The organism is Streptomyces rishiriensis, assembly GCF_030815485.1.
GTDB lineage: Bacteria > Actinomycetota > Actinomycetes > Streptomycetales > Streptomycetaceae > Streptomyces > Streptomyces rishiriensis_A.
Genome location: NZ_JAUSWV010000002.1, coordinates 719,290 through 737,826 on the forward strand (window position 1 = coordinate 719,290; position 18,537 = coordinate 737,826).

The 18,537-nt window shown below is 69.1% G+C and carries 12 protein-coding genes and 3 pseudogenes; 7 read left to right on the forward strand and 8 right to left on the reverse strand.

Features of this window, described 5'->3' with window-relative positions:
• Window positions 1–761: 761 nt before the first annotated feature.
• Together QF030_RS05555 and QF030_RS05560 are read right to left on the reverse strand one after the other, a co-directional pair.
• Window positions 762–1,517, reverse strand: a complete 756-nt coding sequence (locus tag QF030_RS05555; protein ID WP_307161522.1) for an MBL fold metallo-hydrolase — start codon at window positions 1,515–1,517, stop codon at window positions 762–764.
• Window positions 1,518–1,556: 39 nt separating this feature from the next.
• Window positions 1,557–2,360 carry an alpha/beta fold hydrolase gene (locus QF030_RS05560; RefSeq protein ID WP_307161523.1) on the reverse strand — a complete coding sequence of 268 codons (804 nt, stop codon included), beginning with the start codon at window positions 2,358–2,360 and terminating at the stop codon, window positions 1,557–1,559.
• A gap of 96 nt (window positions 2,361–2,456) precedes the next feature.
• On the opposite strand from QF030_RS05560, the gene QF030_RS05565 reads away from it, so the two are divergent.
• A complete protein-coding gene (locus QF030_RS05565) occupies window positions 2,457–2,876 on the forward strand; it encodes a MarR family winged helix-turn-helix transcriptional regulator (protein WP_307161524.1) in 420 nt (139 codons plus the stop codon).
• 167 nt (window positions 2,877–3,043) lie between these two features.
• Here QF030_RS05565 and QF030_RS05570 read toward each other — a convergent pair.
• A pseudogene (locus QF030_RS05570) lies at window positions 3,044–3,415 on the reverse strand (transposase); the annotation flags it as partial.
• Between the two features lie 248 nt (window positions 3,416–3,663).
• On the opposite strand from QF030_RS05570, the gene recA reads away from it, so the two are divergent.
• On the forward strand, window positions 3,664–4,740 hold the full coding sequence (gene recA, locus QF030_RS05575) for a recombinase RecA (protein ID WP_307161525.1): 1,077 nt from the start codon (window positions 3,664–3,666) through the stop codon (window positions 4,738–4,740).
• A gap of 562 nt (window positions 4,741–5,302) precedes the next feature.
• On the opposite strand, the gene QF030_RS05580 is transcribed toward recA, so the two are convergent.
• The 3 genes from QF030_RS05580 to QF030_RS05590 form a co-directional block, all read right to left on the reverse strand.
• The gene (locus QF030_RS05580) at window positions 5,303–5,608 is read right to left on the reverse strand and encodes a hypothetical protein (protein ID WP_307161526.1); all 306 of its coding nucleotides are present in this window, start codon (window positions 5,606–5,608) and stop codon (window positions 5,303–5,305) included.
• A 37-nt stretch (window positions 5,609–5,645) separates the two neighbouring features.
• Window positions 5,646–10,817, reverse strand: a complete 5,172-nt coding sequence (locus QF030_RS05585; protein WP_307167478.1) for a DUF6531 domain-containing protein — start codon at window positions 10,815–10,817, stop codon at window positions 5,646–5,648.
• A 994-nt stretch (window positions 10,818–11,811) separates the two neighbouring features.
• Window positions 11,812–12,876 carry an aldo/keto reductase gene (locus QF030_RS05590; RefSeq protein ID WP_307161527.1) on the reverse strand — a complete coding sequence of 355 codons (1,065 nt, stop codon included), beginning with the start codon at window positions 12,874–12,876 and terminating at the stop codon, window positions 11,812–11,814.
• 117 nt (window positions 12,877–12,993) lie between these two features.
• Here QF030_RS05590 and QF030_RS05595 point away from each other — a divergent pair, with 117 nt between their 5' ends.
• The 4 genes and pseudogenes from QF030_RS05595 to QF030_RS05610 form a co-directional block, all read left to right on the forward strand.
• A complete protein-coding gene (locus QF030_RS05595) occupies window positions 12,994–13,827 on the forward strand; it encodes a helix-turn-helix transcriptional regulator (RefSeq protein ID WP_307161528.1) in 834 nt (277 codons plus the stop codon).
• Complete coding sequence (locus QF030_RS05600) at window positions 13,787–14,608, forward strand: IS110 family transposase (RefSeq protein ID WP_307161529.1); 822 nt, start codon at window positions 13,787–13,789, stop codon at window positions 14,606–14,608. Before QF030_RS05595 ends, QF030_RS05600 begins: the two co-directional genes overlap by 41 nt.
• Before the next feature lie 13 nt (window positions 14,609–14,621).
• Complete coding sequence (locus QF030_RS05605) at window positions 14,622–15,368, forward strand: hypothetical protein (protein WP_307161530.1); 747 nt, start codon at window positions 14,622–14,624, stop codon at window positions 15,366–15,368.
• Window positions 15,369–15,669: 301 nt separating this feature from the next.
• A pseudogene (locus tag QF030_RS05610) lies at window positions 15,670–15,951 on the forward strand (serine hydrolase); the annotation flags it as partial.
• A 76-nt stretch (window positions 15,952–16,027) separates the two neighbouring features.
• On the opposite strand, the gene QF030_RS05615 reads toward QF030_RS05610, so the two are convergent.
• Window positions 16,028–17,203 carry a PP2C family protein-serine/threonine phosphatase gene (locus tag QF030_RS05615; protein WP_307167479.1) on the reverse strand — a complete coding sequence of 392 codons (1,176 nt, stop codon included), beginning with the start codon at window positions 17,201–17,203 and terminating at the stop codon, window positions 16,028–16,030.
• A 363-nt stretch (window positions 17,204–17,566) separates the two neighbouring features.
• Complete coding sequence (locus QF030_RS05620; protein WP_307161531.1) at window positions 17,567–17,749, reverse strand: Beta-galactosidase C-terminal domain; 183 nt, start codon at window positions 17,747–17,749, stop codon at window positions 17,567–17,569.
• Between the two features lie 206 nt (window positions 17,750–17,955).
• On the opposite strand from QF030_RS05620, the pseudogene QF030_RS05625 reads away from it, so the two are divergent.
• A pseudogene (locus QF030_RS05625) lies at window positions 17,956–18,150 on the forward strand (IS1380 family transposase); the annotation flags it as partial.
• Window positions 18,151–18,537: the final 387 nt, after the last annotated feature.

Here is an 18,537-nt window from a genome sequence, read left to right on the forward strand (position 1 = left end):
CATGCGCGTCTGTCGTCCCGCGTCGGTGCGGGTGAGAAGGCGCATGAGCATCAGGGACGCCGTTCATCAGCTTCTGCACCCCGAAGGACATGCCGACGCCGGTTCGCGAAGCCGACTTCACAGGCTCGGGCACATGTCGGGAGCCGGCTCGCCGAGCGCTACTTCGCCTATCCCCTCGACGGCCTTCGTCCGTCGAGGGGTACCTCTGTGTCTCTTTCGTCCAGCGAGGCGTACTGCGCGAAGAGGGCGTTGAGTGCCTTGACCACGCGCGCCGGGAAGCAGGGAGGCCCGGCTGCTGCGCCTGCGGAAGGCGGCGGCGAAGGTGAGGGACGCGCCCTCCGTGTTCCTCGACGTCCCCATCGAGAGTGACGGCGGCGAGGGTGGCAGGGAACCAGTGCCGCTGAGTGTGGCTCAGGCATGGGAGCGGAGCGGATCGAGCGGCTCGTCACCCGCGAGCAGTTGGCCAAGGCGATCGTGGAGCTCGGCGAGCTGCTGCCCGAGGTACGGTCGAGGACGCGGACACCGCCTGGCGCAAGCAGCTGCTGGAGCGCTGTGCGACGGTGCGGCCGTTCACCTCGCTGCTGGCCGAGGTGAGCCCGTGGGGGGCGACGCAGGCCGGCACACCATCGGACTCACCCAGGACCTGACGGACCTGATGAGCACCGGGAACACGGGACAGGGTCCCGGCCTGGCTCAGGTTCCAGTGGTCGTTGCAACACCCCGGTTCAGGGGTGGCAGTGGCATGTACTGCTCGTCGGCGCTTACGGGACCAGCACGCGCTCGCCGGTGAGGACGATGCGGACCTCGATGTCCGGGGCGAGGCGGGCGACGGCGTCGGCGTAGTGGCGGGGGTCGGGGTCGGTCTTGGTCATCATCCGGTCGCCGAGGCGGCCGCTGTGGAAGGCGTAGTGGTGCGGGATCGCCAGGGTGGGGCGCAGCGCCGCGGTCAGGCCGGCGGCTTGTTCGGCGTCCATGACGAACTGCCGCATGCCGAGCGGGCGGACGCACAGGCCGTTGGTCGGCAGGATGGCGAGGTCGACGGGGCCGATCCGGTCAGGGATGGTGTCGAGTTCGGGGACGCGTAGCGAGTCGCCGCCGAAGAACACGGTGCGGCCTTCGGCCTGGAGGACGAAGGTCACCTCGTGGACGCCGTGCTCGCCGGGGGTCGCGGTCACCACCAGGGGGCCGACGGTCGTCGCCTCCCATGCCTCGATGGCGCGGACGTCACGGAAGCCCTTGGCGCGGGCGATGGTCGCGACGGTGCCGGGGCCGATCAGCGGGACGGAGAGGTCGAAGCCGCCGTCGAGCAGGGCGTCGAGGTCACAGTGGTCGTAGTGCTCGTGGCTGACGACGACCGCGTCGATCCGGCCGAGGCCGGCGACGGTCGTGGCGAGCTGTTCGCCGGGGTGGTAGGTGGCGGTCTCGGTGAACCAGGGGTCGGTGAGGATCCGGGTCTCGCCGATCTCGATCAGCTGGCAGGCGTGCCCGATCCGGGTCACGGCAAGGGGGGTGTGCATGGTCTCTCCTGCTCTTGGGGGGCCGGTTGCCCGGGTGGGTCAGGCGCCGAGGTCGAGGTCGAGGATGGCGCCGAGGAGTTCTTCGGGGGTCTCCAGCTGCGGGAGGTGGCCGGTGCGGGGCAGCAGGGTGAAGGCGGCGCCGGGGATGGCGGCGGCGTAGGCGCGGCCGTAGTCGGGGGTGACGATGCCGTCGCTCTCGCCCCAGATGACGTGGACGGGCAGGTGGAGGTCGGCCAGCCGGTCGGCGAGCGTCGGGTCGGACATCGTGGGGCCCGTGTAGCCGATCAGGGCCTGGAGGTCGGGGCTTGGTCCGGCCTGGCCGGCGGGCGCGACGGGTGCCTTGCGCGGGTCGTGGAAGGAGTAGGTGCTGATCTGCTGCGATGTCATGCCGGCGAGGTTGGTCATGGGGTGGCCGTCCACCTCGATGCCGACGCCGTCGACGATGACGGCGCCGCTGACGCGCGGGCTTTCCTGCAGGGCGATCTCGGCGGCGAGCCAGCCGCCGAAGGAGTTGCCGACGACGGTGACGTCGGTGAGGTCGAGCTCCTCCAGCAGCGCGACGTATGCGCGGGCCAGCGCGGTGACGTCGGTGAGGCCGTCGGCCTTGGGGGTCCCGCCGAAACCGGGGTGGGTCGGCAGCAGCACCCGGGTGTGGGCGCGCTCGGCGAGGCGGTCGGCGAAGCCGGCCATGGTGGGCATGCCGCCGCCTCCGTGCAGGAGCAGGAAGGGACGGGTGCGGTCGCGGTCCTGGACGGTCATCTCGACCGGTCCGGCGGGGGACGCGACGGTGTAGCCGGAGGTGCGGGTGGGCCGGAGGGAACCGGCCAAAACGGGGGCGCTCATCGTCTTCCATCTCTCTGTAACTCAGCTTGCTTATATAAGGAACCTTAGATCAGGTCTCGTATCTAAGCAACCTTGGATCGGGAGTAGACTGTGGCCATGCGCGAACCCTCCGATGTCGGCCTGGCCGTCAAACGTCTCCAGCACCGGCACCAGCGCGCCGCCAACCGGGCGCTGGCGCCGCTCGGCCTGTCGCTGGTCCAGTGGGACACCTTGCGGCACCTGCACGCCAAGCCTGACGCCTCGCTGCACGACCTGGCCGTGCTGACCTTCCAGACCGACCAGTCCTTCGGATCGCTGGCCGCCCGCATGGCCGAGCGCGGCCTGATCGAGCGGGTACCAGGCCCCGGACGCGCCGTCCGCCACCGGCTCACCGAGGAAGGCGCACGGCTGCTGGCCGAGGGCCAGGCCGCGCTCGACGCCATCACCGCGGCCTCGTTCAGCGCCCTCACCCCCGACCAACTCGACCAGCTTGGCGCCCTCCTCGACATCGCCCTAGGCCCCAACCCCACCGCCTGACCCACCACCACCCGGCATTTCGCCAGGAGATCGCAACGGGGATGCCATCGGCCCGACCACGCTGCACGCCCGTGGTGACCCGGGCGGACTCCGGCGCGCTGCGTCAAGGCCGACGTCGTCCGCGAGTGGGTGCGTCAACTTAACGGCTGATCCTGGGTGTTGAGATGTCAGTTGTTGCTCAGGGTGAGGCGGCCTTCGAAGGCGATCTGGAAGGCGTTCAGGGGAGCCTTCCAGCGCCTGGTCCGCCTCTTGCGGCCCTTGCCGGTCGGGTCCAGGCTCATCAGCGCCATGTAGACGCACGTCAGGGCGGCGGCTTCGTTGAGGAAGTGACCACGGGCGCGGACGGCCCTGCGGATGCGGGCGTCGAGGCTCTCGATCGCGTTCGTGCTGCAGAGGACCTTGCGTATCTCGACGTCGAAGGAGAGGAAGGGTACAAATTCGGCCCAGGCGTCGGACCACGGCTTCACGTTCGCCAGATACTTCGTCCCCCAGGAGTCCTGGAACTCCAGGAACCGCTCCGTCGCCGCGCCCTCGCTCGGGTGTCGGGAGCAGTGACGACGTTCGACGGCGCCGCGGTTCAGCGAGGGAAAGCGGGCGGCGGCGCGGTCTGCGTCCGGAGCGGTCCGGTGCGCCGCCCGTCCCGCTCCCCTCTGTTTGGTACCTTTCACTGGACACGCAAATCGATCGGATGTTCGCTTACTGGGATCTCCGAGCGTCCGTTGTCGGCAGTAGACGCTCACGTTCTCCGACGTGCGGCGTGCCACACAATCGGACCGGGTGAAAGCTCATGACAGGAACCGACCACGAAAAGGCGCTGGACACGGCGCTCGCACAGATCGAGCGGAAATTTGGCAGGGGCGCGGTCATGCGCCTCGGCGAGCGGCCCAATGAGCCCATCGAGGTGATCCCTACAGGATCGACCGCGCTGGACGTGGCGCTCGGCGTGGGCGGTCTGCCCCGCGGCCGCGTGGTGGAGGTATACGGGCCGGAGTCCTCCGGCAAGACGACCCTGACGTTGCACGCAGTAGCGAACGCACAGAAGGCCGGCGGCTCGGTGGCCTTCATCGACGCCGAGCACGCACTCGACCCCGAGTACGCCAAAAAGCTCGGCGTCGACACCGACAACCTCATCCTGTCCCAGCCGGACAACGGTGAACAGGCGCTGGAGATCGTCGACATCCTGATCCGCTCCGGCGCGATCGACCTGATCGTGATCGACTCCGTCGCGGCCCTGGTGCCACGCGCCGAGATCGAGGGCGAGATGGGCGACTCCCACATGGGTCTGCAGGCCCGTCTGATGAGCCAGGCACTCCGCAAGATCACCGGCGCACTGCACCAGTCCCAGACCACCGCGATCTTCATCAACCAGCTCCGCGAGAAGATCGGCGTGATGTTCGGCTCCCCGGAGACCACGACCGGCGGCCGGGCACTGAAGTTCTACGCCTCGGTGCGACTCGACATCCGCCGCATCGAGACCCTGAAGGACGGCACCGACGCGGTCGGCAACCGCACCCGCGTCAAGGTCGTCAAGAACAAGGTCGCGCCGCCCTTCAAGCAGGCCGAGTTCGACATCCTCTACGGCCAGGGCATCAGCCGCGAGGGCGGCCTGATCGACATGGGCGTGGAGAACGGCTTCGTCCGCAAGGCCGGCGCCTGGTACACGTACGAGGGCGCCCAGCTCGGCCAGGGCAAGGAGAATGCCCGCAACTTCCTCAAGGACAACCCCGACCTCGCCAACGAGATCGAGAAGAAGATCCTCGAGAAGCTCGGAATCGGGGCACCGGCGAAGGCCACAGTCGCCGAGGACACGGGCGCCGTCCCGGTCCCTGGTGCCGCCCGGGCCTCGGCGGGAAACGCCGCCTGACAGGCACGGGCACGGCCTGGCCGGGGGCAGGCTTCCGACATGTTCAGCATCTCGGCGTGCTCCACGGCCCAGATCCGCTCGCATGCCTGTTCCGTGCAGAGAACCTGCTCGTGCGCGTCCGGGCGTTACCAGCCCATAGGCGAGGCCCAGAGGACACCGCGCTCGGCAAGGAATCGATGACCATGTCAGGATCCGGCTGGTCGGGAGCGGCCGGACGTGTCGGGGATGCCGGGCACTTCGGGCATGGCTCCCTCCTCGTGGGGGTCGGCTGGAGGCAATAGGTAACCGGGGAGCACGGGGAGTTGTGCATCCCGCGCGAGCGGAGGTGTTCCGTGGCGCAAGATCCGGAGCATTCCCGGACCAAGTTGGCGGCAATCACCGACAGCACTCTCGTTTTCGCAGATCAACGCAGCCGCCACGCGGGGCTGAGTGGCGGTGCAGCTTCCCCGGCAGGGACGTCCACTGAGTCCCGCGCCGCTCATGAGCCGAAGCACATTTCCCAGTGGAATGCCGAGAGGCCGGGCTCTGGGAGAGCACGGCCTCTCGGGTGGTGACGTGGCGCCTACCAGTAGGTACGGGTGATCTTGTCAGGCAGTCGCCCCTGCCGCTCCCCCTCCTGGAAGATCACCGACGCCGCCATCAGGAAAGAGCGGCGGACTTTCGGGTCCGGGTCGGGGTTTTCCACATTCCCGACGTTTTTGTCGAGGAGCATGTCGCCGAGGATTATTCCCTCCGGTGTGCAGAGGCGAGCGACTGAGCCTTCCGGCTCGATCAGGATGTTTCCGGTGCCCCCTTCCGCGTTTTCCCAGGCGTAGACGGATCCCGCTTCCAGAGAGTGGATCATCCTGCACGTCAGTGATGCTGTCACGGAGATTTCCACCAGTTCGCTCGCGCCAGGGATTTGATCACCTGAACCCTATACCGTCTGCCGCGGGCGCATGTTCGTCCCAGGTGTGGCCGGCGTCCAGGGTCGCCTGGTGGGCGCGGCGATAGTTCTGGTCGCCGTGCTGACGCATCCAGTTCGACTCGTACAGTTCATGCGCGAGCAGATCGAAATCGCTGGGGTGTGGATTTCCGTTCTGGAGGCGTTCCCAGGCCCTGGCGATACGCGGATTGGCGTCGAATCGCAGCATTCCCGCGTCGAGCTGATGCGTTTCGGTGAACAGGTGGTTGTAGATCTGATTGATGTCGGCCGCGGAATAGCCGCGCGATGCCGCGGTCTGCGCCACCCGGTCGAGCTGGGCGTCGGCGCGGATCGCGTTATAGGCGTGGTCCGCCCATTCCAGCTCGAAGTCCATCTCGCTGCGCGGCCGCCGGAAGGACGAACCGCCGGACTGCAGCTCCCGCTCCGTGGCCACCGCGGACCGCCGCCACCCCGTCAGCCCGCCTACCCCGGTGAGGACCAGCTGCTGGGCGAGTTCGTCGGCAGTCTCCGCGTACAGGTCGGCGAGCGCGTCGCAGCCCTGCTGCCGGAGCATGTACTCGGCGCGGTAGAGCCGGTAGGCGGGCCGGACGGGAAGGTACTTGTCGACGAACGCGCCCGCGCCGCCGTTCTCACCGGTGAACGCGTCCTCCAGGTCTCCGAGGAACACGAAGGGTGACTTGGCGACGTCGACGAAGGCGTCGCCGAAGATACCGATCGCTTCGCCGAGGCTGTCGACCCGGTCGTTGTTCGGGTCGTCGGGGGTCAGACCGCTGGGGTCGGTGAGCACGCTGGGCACGTTGTCGGCGTAGGCGTACGCGGAGACGTACGGCGTCGACAGGTCCCGGGCCGCCGGATCGGACCGCGTGAAACGGCCGGTGGCGGTGTCGTACTGGCGGGCGTGCAGGTCGAGACTGCCGGTGCTGGTCTCGTACCGGGCCCCGGTGTACGACGGGGTGCTCGCGGGCGCGCCGCTGGTGGTGGTGTTCAGGACGCGGGTGCCGAACGAGTCGTAGGCCCAGCGCTGGTGGAGGGTCCCGGTGCTACCGGTGACGTCGACCGGGGAGCCCTGGGTGTCGTGGTGGTAGTAGAAGAGCGCCCCGGCGCCGGTCTTGGTGGCGGTGGGCTGGCCGAGCGGGTCGTAGCGGTAGGACTGCTTGACCGCCCAGGCGCTGTCGTACTCGGTGGCCAGGATCGGCAAGGGTGCGTTGGGGTCCCACTGGGTGCGGTTGGTGACCGCGCCGTCCTTGACAGTGGTGATCTGATTGCCGCTCGCGTCGTGGTCGTAGGTGTAGGCGACGCCCCCGGCGGTGGCGGCGGAGATCTGTCCGGCCAGGTCGTAGGTGTAGGTGTCCGCGCCAGCCTTGGTCCGGTTGCCCTCGGCGTCGTGGTCGTAGGCGGTGGTCGTGGTGCCGGTGGTGGTCGAGGTGAGCTGGTCGGCGGCGTCGTAGGCGTAGCTGGTCGAGGCGGTGCCCAGGGTGGAGGTCAGGCGGTTGCCGACCTTGTCGTAGGTGTAGGACGTGGCGCGGCCCGCGGGGCAACCGGTGACCCAGGGCTGCGGCGCGCAGCCGGAGGTGAGTCGGCCGGCTGCGTCATAGGTGAGGTCGTAGCCGCCGGTGCCGACGCCGGCCCGGGTGACGTCGACGCGTGAGGGCAGGCCCGCCGCGGACAGCGTCAGCGCCGTGTTGGTGACCGTGGCGCCCGCCTTGGTGGCGGTCACGGCGGTGACCCGGCCCGCCCGGTCGTACGTGCGGTCCTCGGTCTCGGTGTTGGGCAGGGCCGATCTGACCAGGTTGCCCGCCGGGTCCCAGGTGTACGTGGTGACCTTGCCGTCGGCCGCCATTGTCGCGGTGTGGCCGTCGGCGTCGTATGTGTACGTGCTCGTGTTGCCGTCGGAGTACTTGCGGGTGAGCATCTGCCCAGCGGCGTCGTAGGTGTAGGCGAAGCCGCGCGTCTTGGTCAGATTGCCGACCGCGTCGTAGACGAAGTCCTCGGAGATCTTGGAGTTCGCGCGGGCGGTCAGCTGCCCGGCGTCGTCGTAGCCGAAGGTCGCGTCGGGGGTGGCGTCCGAGTAGTCGATCTTGGTGAGCAGACCGCGCGGGTCGTAGGTGTACCCCGTGGTGCCGCGGGGCGTGGTCTTCCCGGTGACGTTGCCCTCCGCGTCGTACGCGTAGGTCGTCTTGCGTTCGAGCGGGTCGGTGACCGAGGTGAGGCGGTGCACCGCGTCGTAGCCGTATGCGGTGACGTGGCCGCCCGCGTCGGTGCGCTCGGTGAGGTTGCCGAGCTTGTCGTAACCGTAGGCGGTGACCGCGCCGCCGGGGGCGGTGACCTTGGTCAGCTGGTCCAGGTCGTCGTAGCCGTAGGCGGTGGTTCGCCCGTCGGCGTCCTTGCGCTCGACGACCTTGCCGAGGGCGTCGTAGGCGGTCGTGGTCACCCCGCCGAGCGGGTCGGTGACCTTGGTGGGGTTGCCCGCGGGGTCGTAGCCGTACGTCGTCGTGTACTGGACGGGGTCGGCGCCGATGGCGTTGCCGCGCGGGTCGACCGCGGTGGCCTGGCGGCCGTCGCCGTCGTAGGTCCAGCTCGACTTGTGGCCGAGCGGGGATGTGCGGCTGAGCAGGTTGCCGTCGGTGTCGTAGGCGTAGGTCGTGGTCTTGCCCAGCTGGTCAGTGCTGCTGCTGAGGCGGTTGTTCTTGTCGTAGACAGCGGTGGTCGTCTTGCCCGCGGCGTCGGTGGTCTTGGTGACGTTGTCGTTGGCGTCGTAGGTGTAGCCGGTGGTGTGGCCCAGCGGGTCCGTGACCACGAGCGGCCGGTTGATCGCGTCGTAGGTCGTCTTCGTCGTCGCGCCGGTGGGACCGGTGGTCGCGGTGAGGTTGCCGGCCGCGTCGTAAGCGTAGGACGTGGTGTAGGCGGCCTGGTCGGCGCCGGAGACGTTCCCGCGCGGCGAGACGCTGCTGAGCAGCCGGCCCACCTTGTCGTACGTGTAGCTGGTCCGGCCGCCGGCCGCGTCGGTCTCGGAGGCGAGCCGTCCGCTCGCGTCGTAGGCGCGGGTGAGGGACTTGCCCGCCTGGTCGGTGGTTCGGGTCAGGTTCCCCGCGTCGTCGTAGCCGAGCGTGGCGGTCTCGCCCGCCGGGTTGCGCACCGACGTCAACTGCTCGGCGCCGTTGTATTCGTAGGTCGTCGTACGGCCCAGGACGTCCGTGGCCGAGCTGAGCAGACCGCGGCCGTCATAGGTGTACTTCGTGGTGTACGCGGCCGGGTCGGCGCCGGAGACGTTCCCACGCGGGTCCGTCTTGGTCAGGACGCGGCCCGCCTTGTCGTACGTGAATGTCGTCTTCTCGCCCAGCGGCGTGGTGACCGACGTCCGGTTTCCCGCGGTGTCGTACCCGTACGTGGTGACCTTGCCGCGCGGGCTCGTCACGGTCTCCAGCGAGCCGAGCGCGGTGTACGTGTAGACGGTCTTGCCGCCCGTCGGGTCCGTCGCCGACGTCAGCCGGTTCGCGGTGTACGCGTACGTCGTCTTGTTGCCGCGGCCGTCGGTGTGGCTGGTGAGGTTGCCTGCGGTGTCGTAGACCCAGCTCTCCTTGTAGCCGAGCGCGGCCGGCGCGGTGCGGGTGAGCATCCGCCCCGCTGTGTCGTACGTCATCTCGGTGGTGTTGCCGCGCTGGTCGGTGATGGCGGCAGGGCGCAGCTGACGGTCGTAGTCGTAGGTGATGCTCTTGCCGTACGGGTCGATCGTTTCCATGAGGACGTTGCTGGCGTAGACGTCCGTCCACACGCCGCCGTCGGGCGCGGTGGTGTGCGACTCGCTCTTGCCGTCCCAGGCGAACGTGCTGGTCTTGCCGTTCTGGTCGGTCTGGGACTTGATGCGGCCCGTGCTGTCGTAGACGTTGCTGACCTTGCCGCCCGCCGGGTCGGTGTAGGACGACAGCCGCTTGTTCGTGTCGTATGTGTACGAGGACATCCTGCCGGCCGGGTCGGTTACCGAGGTCAGCAGGCCGTCGGTGTAGCCGTACGAGACCGATGTGCCGTCCGGCAGGCTCACCTTGGACAGCAGTCCGTCGGCGCCGGGTGTGAAGGAGGTGGTGCGGCCAGCGCCATCCTTGACGGAGGCGAGCTTGCCCGACGCGTACGTCAGGCTCAGGCCCTTGCCCGCCGCGCCGACCACGGAGGTCAGCAGACCGCCGCTGTCGAAGGTCCGCACCGTGTGGTCCGGGGTGGTGACCGTGTACGTACTCGTCCCCTTGACCAGCTTGGCCGTCGTGCCCGCCGGGGCCGTGTACGTGCCATCGCTCGCCTGCGTGAACACGAACGACGCGCCGTCGCCCGTCCGGTACGTCGCCTTCCCCGTCGCGAGGGTCAGCCGCGCGTCGAACGGCGTCGTCCAGCCGCGCCCCAGCAGACCGGTGGCGGTCGAGTCCGACCGATAGGTGCGCTCCAGGGTCAGCGGCACACCAGGGCCCGTCAGAGAGGCGTCGGTGAGCTGCTCGTAGAACATGCCCGTTGCCGTGTTGACCGGGTCGGCGCGGTGGGCCTGGGCGTAACAGGTGCAGATGCCCGCCGCCGCGCCGGGGATGCCGGGCGTGTAGAAGGCCTCCACCAACGGCGAGGTGGTGCCGCCCGGGCTCGAGCCGTCGGCGTTGTTCAGGAAGACCCAGGCGTAGTACTTCTTGCCGTCCGCCAGGATTCCGCCCAGTTCACTGCCGGCCCACCAGAAGCACTGGTCGGTGGGGTAGGAGTTACTCGACCACCAGTCGTAGCACCAGGCGCCGGTGTCCGGGGTGTCCCCGCTGGGGTCGTCGGTGGACTTCTTGATCTCCTGCTGGACGACGGGGGAACCCGCCTCGTCCAGGACGTACAGCCACATCCCGGTGTACGTCGATCCCCGTTGCGGCAGCTTCACCTGCCCGCCGATCGACAGCATGCCGGGGTACGCGGTTGCCCAGGCCGACACTGAGATCGGGTTCCCGGGCGCCGCGGCGAGGCGCTGCGCGGCCGTACCCGTCTCGGCGGCGGGGCCACGCTCGATGCGCTCCGTGTCCGGCCGGCCGTGAGACGTGCCCTTGGCTTTCCGCTCAGGCGCCGTCATGTAGCCCCGCATGGGCGACAGTTCGTGCCGGTCCTTCGCGACCTGCTTGCGGCGCTCGGCAAGCGTCATCGCCTTGGGCGGATCGGGCAGGTCCTCGGCCGTACGGGCCTCGACCTGGGCGACGCCCGCTCCGGGCCCGCCCGGCCGGTCCCGGGGCGCCGCCCAGGACGGGGCGGCAGCCGCTATCACGAGGAGAACAAAGGCCAGGAAGGCCGTGACGAGTCTTCGCGCTTGTGCGCGCATGGTGAATCACCTGGGAGCAATAGTGAACAGAGACTCAGTGATCTTGATCCACATAGCGTCCGCAGTAACGCGCGGCGCGAAATGCGGCTGGATTGCGCCGATAAAGCTGAAGTAATGAGAGGGGAAGTGCCTGGTCACGAGGGTGGGCAGGTGCTCAAGTTGGCGTGGACGCGACGATGCAGGCACACCGGTGTACATGAACGCGCCATTACCAGTGGAGGACCGGGCGGAGGACAGCCCTCGAACGGACGAGGCAGCCTAGGTCACGAGGCCGCCACGGACGGCGCTGCAAGGCCGGCCCGGGACCAGGCACAAGGGCCGAGCGCCCACCGGACGGCCTCGACGCGACCCGCCTGATTCGTCGGAACCGACCCACCCGCCCTCAAAGCGGCGGACACACCGAGCCCGACGACGAGTCTCTGGCAGAGGCGGCCCTTCGGGAACTGTGGCATCGTGGCCCGGCTACGAGACCGTGCCGTTCGCCGTCGACATCCATGACATCGACGCCACGCCAGGCAAAGGCGAACCCGGCCACCAGCACTTCGACTCGAGATCAGCTTTACGCGGCTCCTCCAGCATGACGGCGAGGTCGGCTTTCGCCACCTCAACGCACGTTTCGTAGTGCGGTATGCACATCTGGGACAAGGCTTGCGCGTCGGTCACTGCCTCAACGCACGTTTCCTAGTGCGGTATCGACGTCTGGGACAGGGCTTGCGCGTCGGTCACTGCCTTGCCCTTCGCAAGACCGGCCACGCAAGCTACGCCCCTACGCCCCGCGGTTGCCGATCGCGGGGTGCTGCCCTCGGGGCTCGATCGGGTATCAGCGGCGGGGTTCGATCTTCAGGTCGCCGTGGGTTACCGCACGCATCCTGTCACTGGCGAGCATGTCGTGCGGGAAGCCGAGTCCGATCGCGCTGGACTCATCGAGGCGGGCCAGTTGGGAGGCCGTGAAGTCGACTTCCAGAGCGCCCAGATTGTCTTCCAGCTGCGCGAGAGTGCGGGCGCCGATGAGCGATGCCGTCACATCCGGGTTCCGCAGGGTCCAGGCCAGCCCGACCTGGGCGGTTGTGCGGCCAAGCTCGGTGGCGACGTCCTTCACGACATCTGCGATGTCCAAGTTGCGTTCGGTGAGCCCGCCGTTGGCGATGTTGAAATTCTTACGGGTGCCGTCGTCGACCGCGGCGTTCGTCGCGGTCAGGTCGTCGCGGCTGTACTTACCGGTGAGCACCCCGCCGGCCAGTGGCGAGTACGGCACTACGCCCAACCCCATCTCGCGTGCCATGGGGATCAGATCACGCTCCCCGGTACGCTCGATCAGGTTGTATTCGATCTGCAGGGCGACCAGCGGCGACCAGCCGCGCAGGTCGGCGATCGCCTGCATGCGCGACACCTGCCAGGCCGGGGCGTTGGAGATCGCCACGTACAAGACCTTGCCCTGCCGGACCAGATCGTCCATGCCGCGCAGGATCTCTTCGACCGGTGTCGTGAAATCCCACACGTGCAGGTAGAGCAGATCGATGTAGTCCGTATTCAGCTGTCGCAGACTGGCTTCCACCGACGCGAACAGGCTCTTGCGGTGAGGGCCCCCGGAATTCGGGTCGCCGGGCCGGCGCAGCGTGGTGTATTTCGTTGCCAGCACCAGGCTTTCGCGGTTGTCGCGGGTAAACTCGCCCAGCAGGCGCTCGGAGCTGCCATTGGTATAGGTGTTGGCGGTGTCGATGAAGTTGCCGCCACGCTCGACGTAAAGGTCGAACAGCTTACGCGCCTCGTCCTGCTCGGCGCCCCAGCCCCAGTCGGTGCCGAAGGTCGCCGTGCCCAGCGCCAGCGGTGAGACCCGTAGCCCGGAGCGGCCCAGCAGCCGGTAGGTGTCGAGGGTGAGCGACATGGTGTCCTCCTGTGCTTGTGATCCGTTATCGGGAACAAGTCTGTGACCGCCGCGAGCCGGGGATAAGGGAAGGAAGTTCCTGGGAATACCAGTCCTACCCTGGCTGTTGGGTCGAACATGACGACCCGCACCGTGGACGCGACACAGGAGCTGGCCGCGTTCCTGCGGACCCGGCGCGAACGCCTGGACCCGCGCGATTTCAACCTGCCGGCGCGTCATCAGGCCCGGCGGACCCCGGGACTGCGCCGCGAAGAGGTCGCCGAACTGGCCGGGGTCAGCATCGACTACATCGTGCGACTGGAACAGGCCCGCGGGCTGCGGCCCTCAGCGCACGTGGTGGAGGCGCTGTCCCGGGCGCTGCGCCTGGCCCCCGACGAACGCGCCTACCTCTTCAACCTGGCCCAGCAGCGCCCCCGCAACGCCGACAAGCCCGCCACCACTGCAGCGCCGCCGCTGGCCCGGCTGGTCGCCGACCTGTCGCCGCTGCCGGCCATGCTGATGAACCACCGCTACGACATCCTGGCCTGGAACGAAGAAATGGCGAGGCTGCTGCTGGATTTCGACAGCCTGCCGCCGTCGCAGCGCAATGCGATGTGGCTGTGCCTGGTACACCCGGAAATACGCGAGTTCTATGTCGACCGCGAACGCGTCGTGCGGGAGGGAATCGCCCACCTGCGCGCAGCATGGGCCGCGCACCCGGAGGACCAGGCGTTGACCGACCTCATCACCGAATGCACCACTCATAGCGAGGAATTCGCGCGATTGTGGGCCGAGCGAGACATCAAGGTCAACGGCCGCGGACACAAGGTGATGCGGCATCCGGGCGCCGGTGTGATCGCCGTGCACTTCGAAGTGCTTATGCCACTCCAAGATCCGGACCAGCGGTTGATGATCTGCCGCGCCGCGGACGATGAGAGCCAATTGGCATTGGACCGGTTGCACGCACGGTGACGTCGAACAGTCCATTCGTGTACTGAGTCGAACCGTCGTTCCGGCGCAGAGCATCCTCTACATCCCGGGCCGGACCATCCACCACGCCTCCGGCTCCTACCGGGGCGACGGCAGGACGGACGCCAAGGACGCCTACGTCATCGCCGAACAGGCCCGCATGCGCCGCGACGTGCTGCCCTTGCAGCAACAGGACGAGATCGCCGTCGACCTAAGGATCCTCACCGCCCGCCGCTACGACCTCACCGCCGACCGGACCCGCTCGATCAACCGGCTGCGCGCCCAGCTCCTGGACTGTTTCACCGCCTTGGAGCGTGCTGTCAACTACAGCACGTCCAAGGCCGCATTGGTCATGCTGACCGGTTACCAGACGCCGGCTGCCCTGCGCCGGACCGGCCAGTCCCGCCTGAGCCCCTGGCTGGCGAACCGCAAGGTGCGCCACGCCCCGGCGGTGGCGGCCGCCGCGCCGGAGGCGGCCCGGGCCCAGCACACGGTGATTCCCGGCGAGAGGACTGCAGGGGCCATAGTTCGCACCCTGGCCACCGCGGTGATGGACCTGGCCGAGGAGATCGCCCGCACCGACGCGTTGATCGAGGCACTGTTCCGCGAGCATGCACACGCTGCGGCGATCACCAGCATGCCGGGCATGGGCAGCCTGCTGGGCGCCGAGTTCATCGCCTGCACCGGCGGCTGGACGCCATCGGCCTCCGGAAGCACGCGAAGCCTGGCTGTCCGTAGGTCTGTGGTCGCCGCAGTACCAGCGCCGAGACCACCCACGAGTTAGTTAGGCTGACCGGATGACAGCTGATCGCTTAGTCGACCCGCACCCATCCGCTGTAGCCAAGTACCGCCGCATTCTCGCCCTGGCCGGCGCGGCCGGGATGGCCCTTGCCGGGAGCGCATGTTCCTCGTCCGGGAGTTCCGGCGGGGCCGCCTCGGGCGGTGAGAGGCTGTCCTACGACCGGGTCGCCTCGACGGCGAAGCAGCTGACGGGTACGTCGGCCTGCCCGTTCGGCCTCGACCCGGCGGCGGCGCTGAAGACGGCCGGTGCCGAACGGACCGTCACCCCGGCGACGTCCGGCGGCCACCCCGCGGTTCAGGGGACCGTCCACCCGGGCCGGCCGGCTGAGGCCTGGCCCAGCGGGCAGCCCACGCCGTCCGGGGTCCCCTCCAACCCCGCCGTCCCGCCGAACGTGTCCGTCGTCTGCAACTTCACGGCTTCGGAAGCCCCGGTGGAGATCGACCTCGTGGCCGCGTCCGAGGGCGGGGTGGCGGTGAACCTGGCACTGCCTCAGATCGCCTACCTCGGCAACCTCCGCGCCGCCGAGGTGACGGCGTTCTCCAAGGACAAGGCCGGGATCGGCCAGACCAGGGTCACCCCGGGCCGGGGCACGGTCGCCGTCGCACGGGTGGCGGTGGCGGGCAAGGGCGACTTGGCGCTCGTGGTATCCCAGGGATGGCCCGTCACCAAGGCGGACCCGGCCCTGGCCGGCGAGTCGCTCAGGAAGGTCGCCGAGGCACTCGCGGCCCAGCTGCGGCCGTAGGCGGCGCCCGCGGGCGACCCGCCGCGCACTGCTCGCCGCCCGACCGGAGCGAGCCGGTGCGGTACCCGCGAGGGCCGAACCGGAGGTCGCCGGGGCCTGCGGCCGAGGCCGCATCGGAGCCCCGGGTGGCGCCGGACGAATGGACTCGCCGGACGGCGTACGGGACGGGGCCTCCAGCCGGGGCTCGGGGGGCGACGTTGCCATCCGAGTCCTTGAGCTGGAAGAAGCACCCCCACATGCGACGCACCCCTCCCGCCGCCTGTTCGCCGCGGCGATGCTCGCGGCGTCCGTGCCGGCCCCGATGACAGCGGTGCCCGCCACGGCCGTCCCTGCCGCGGGCGTCGTCCGGTACGACGGGGACGAGTGCCCGCCGGACGGTCTCGGCCCCGAGCCGACCGCCCGGCTGGACAGGGCGATCAAGGACGTCCGCCGGACGGCCGGCATCCCCGGCGTCATCGCGGGACTGTGGATGCCGGGCAAGGGGAGCTACGTCCGCGCGACCGGCGTCGCCGACACTGCCACCGGCCGGCCGACGACCACCGACAAGTTCCAGCGGATCGGCAGCGAGACCAAGACCCGGACGGCAGGTCGGGATTCCAGGAAAAGGCGCGACGCGTGCCACTCGGCGGCAGCCCGGCACTGGCCAGATGACACTGTGGTCACGGCTGCTGCTTTGTGCGGCCGGCTGAGGCTTGTTGGGCATCCGCGCCGGAGCTGACGTGTCGTTGGGTCTCCTGGGGACCGTGCCAGTCCAGGCACATCACGGTGGCATCGTCTTCGAGCCGGCCGCCTGCAGCGTCACGGACTGCGGACGTCAGCATCAACGCGGTCTCCCGCGGGTGCAGGCCCCGGGTGCGCTCCAGCAAGGCGCGCAGGTCGACCCTCTCCCCATGCCGTTCGACCATGCCGTCGGTGAACAGGAGCAGACGGTCACCGGGGCGCAGATCGAGGTCCTGAACGCGGTAGGGGAAGGTCGCGAACTCGGACAGCCCGAAGGGATGGTCCACCTCGCAGGTAATCACCTCCACAGCGCCCTCACGCATCCGCAGCGGCCAGGGGTGTCCCGCGTTGACGAGCTGGGCCCGCCCGGTGCGGAGATTGATGCGCAGCAGTTGCCCCGTGGCGTGCCCTTCGCCGTGCTCGACCAGGGCCTGGTCGGCGCGGTGGGCCTGTTCGGCCAGGCCGGCTCCGGCCCGGCGGGCGCCGCGCAGGGCACTCACCAAGACTGTGGCGGCCAGTGCGGCGTCGATGTCATGGCCCATGGGATCGGTCACCGACACGTGCAGCGCGTCCCGGTCCAGGGTGTAGTCGAAGGTGTCCCCGCTGAGGTCTTCGGACGGCTCCAGGCTCCCGCACAGTGTGAACTGCGCGGCCTCGCACGACAATGACAGGGGGAGCAGCTGGTACTGGATCTCTGCCGCCAGGGTGGGCGGCCTGGAGCGTTTCCCCCAGGTGTAGAAGTCGGTGAAACGCCCATTGGCGATCACGATGTAGGCCAGGACATGGGCGGCTTCCCCGACCTCATCTAGGACGTCCTCGCCAGGTGCGGCAGGCAGGAGCAGCTCCAGCAGCCCGATCGCATCCCCCCGGTTGGTGACCGGCACGATCAGCCGCTGCCCCTGACCGGTCGCCTCCTGATACAGCCGCTGTGTACGGATCACCTCCTCGTAGACGCTGCCGAACAAGGGGATCCGCTCCACCTCCCGCCCGTCCTCCGCTGGGGCGGTCGACAGCCGCGCCACCGCCTGCCCCGTCAGGTCCACGATGAGGAAAGAGACCTTCGTAGCCTCGAAACGCCGCCGCAGGTCCTCCGCGATCACGTCCACCGCATCCACCGGCGCGGCCGTCTCCGCTGCCGTCAGCAACCGGGGAAGTCCACTCTGCCCACCACTCACGACCGCATTTCCTTCCACCGCCCCGCCTACCAGCAAGAGAATCACCACGCCGAGTATCAATCCATGAAAAGTAACAATAAATGCAGATCATGACGTTATGTGTTCACGGAAGTGAGTTTGTTTCCCGGCGTCCACTCGCGGACGCGGCCGTCGCGAATGCTCCAGTCGCGAACTCGACGAAGGGGTGACCCCTCTGCTCCGCTGTTGGGCAGCAAAGCCGAGACGATCACAGGTGCCCCAGTCCATACCACGGGCGGCCGTGACCGCATCGTGACCGTCAAACGGACGGAACCCCCACGCACCTCACTCACCACTCGGTTCGGCCACCGGCTCGCGAACGACAGCGACACCACCCTCGGGGACGGTGACCGAGCCCACGACCGGTCTTCCGGTGAGGAGTTCGACCTCGTCGGCGGGGATCTCGGCACCGCGGCCGGCGTGGTCGATCAGGAAGAGGTAGCCGGCATCCGTGCCGCGCCGCCTCACCACCTCGACGCCGGCCGGAACCTCGCGCTCCGGGCGCTCGCCCGCCTCCTGGCAGATGCGCTCCAGGACGGCGGCCAGGGTGGTGGGGTCCGGGTGGGTGGGGTCCGGGTGGGTGGCGATGTACCAGGCGGTGCCTCTGCCGTACTCATGGCGTGTGATGGCCGGGACGCCGCCAACGGTCCGTCCGCATACGTGGCGACGAGCTCGATGTGGCGCTTGCCCTCGCGCTGGGCGGGCACCGCCCAGCCGACGTGGCCCTGTTGCGGGCTGAGCCGGCCGTGTTCGGGCCGGTGGCCTCCGACCCGACGGTCTCTCGCCTGGTCGGACAGCTGGCCTCGGGCGGCAAGCGGGTCCTGGCCGCGCTGCGCACCGCCCGTGCCGGAGTGCGTGAACGGGTCTGGCGGATAAGCAACGTCTCTACGATGGTGTGGCCAAAGGTGACTTGGTCCGCCAGGCCGCGGGAGCGGTCCAGGAGCAGGTCCACGGTGTGCTGTATGTGCGTGTCGATCATGTCGCCCCAGGTAGGGCCGGCCGTGCAGGCGGCCAGGACGCTGGGGGTGACGCGTTCGCGACGTCGCGGACGTATCCGGTGGCGGGCAGTCCCTCCTCGACGGCGGCCCTGGCGGCGACGGCACCGCAGGAATCCTGTCCCAGGACCACGACGAGGCGGCACTCGAGCACGCTCGTGCCGGGCGGCTCGCCGGAGCGCGGCCAGAGCCATTGCCATGCTCCGGTGCGCGCGGCACCCGCCCGGCGAGCATCGCGGGGCGGGCGCCGTCGAGCTGCAA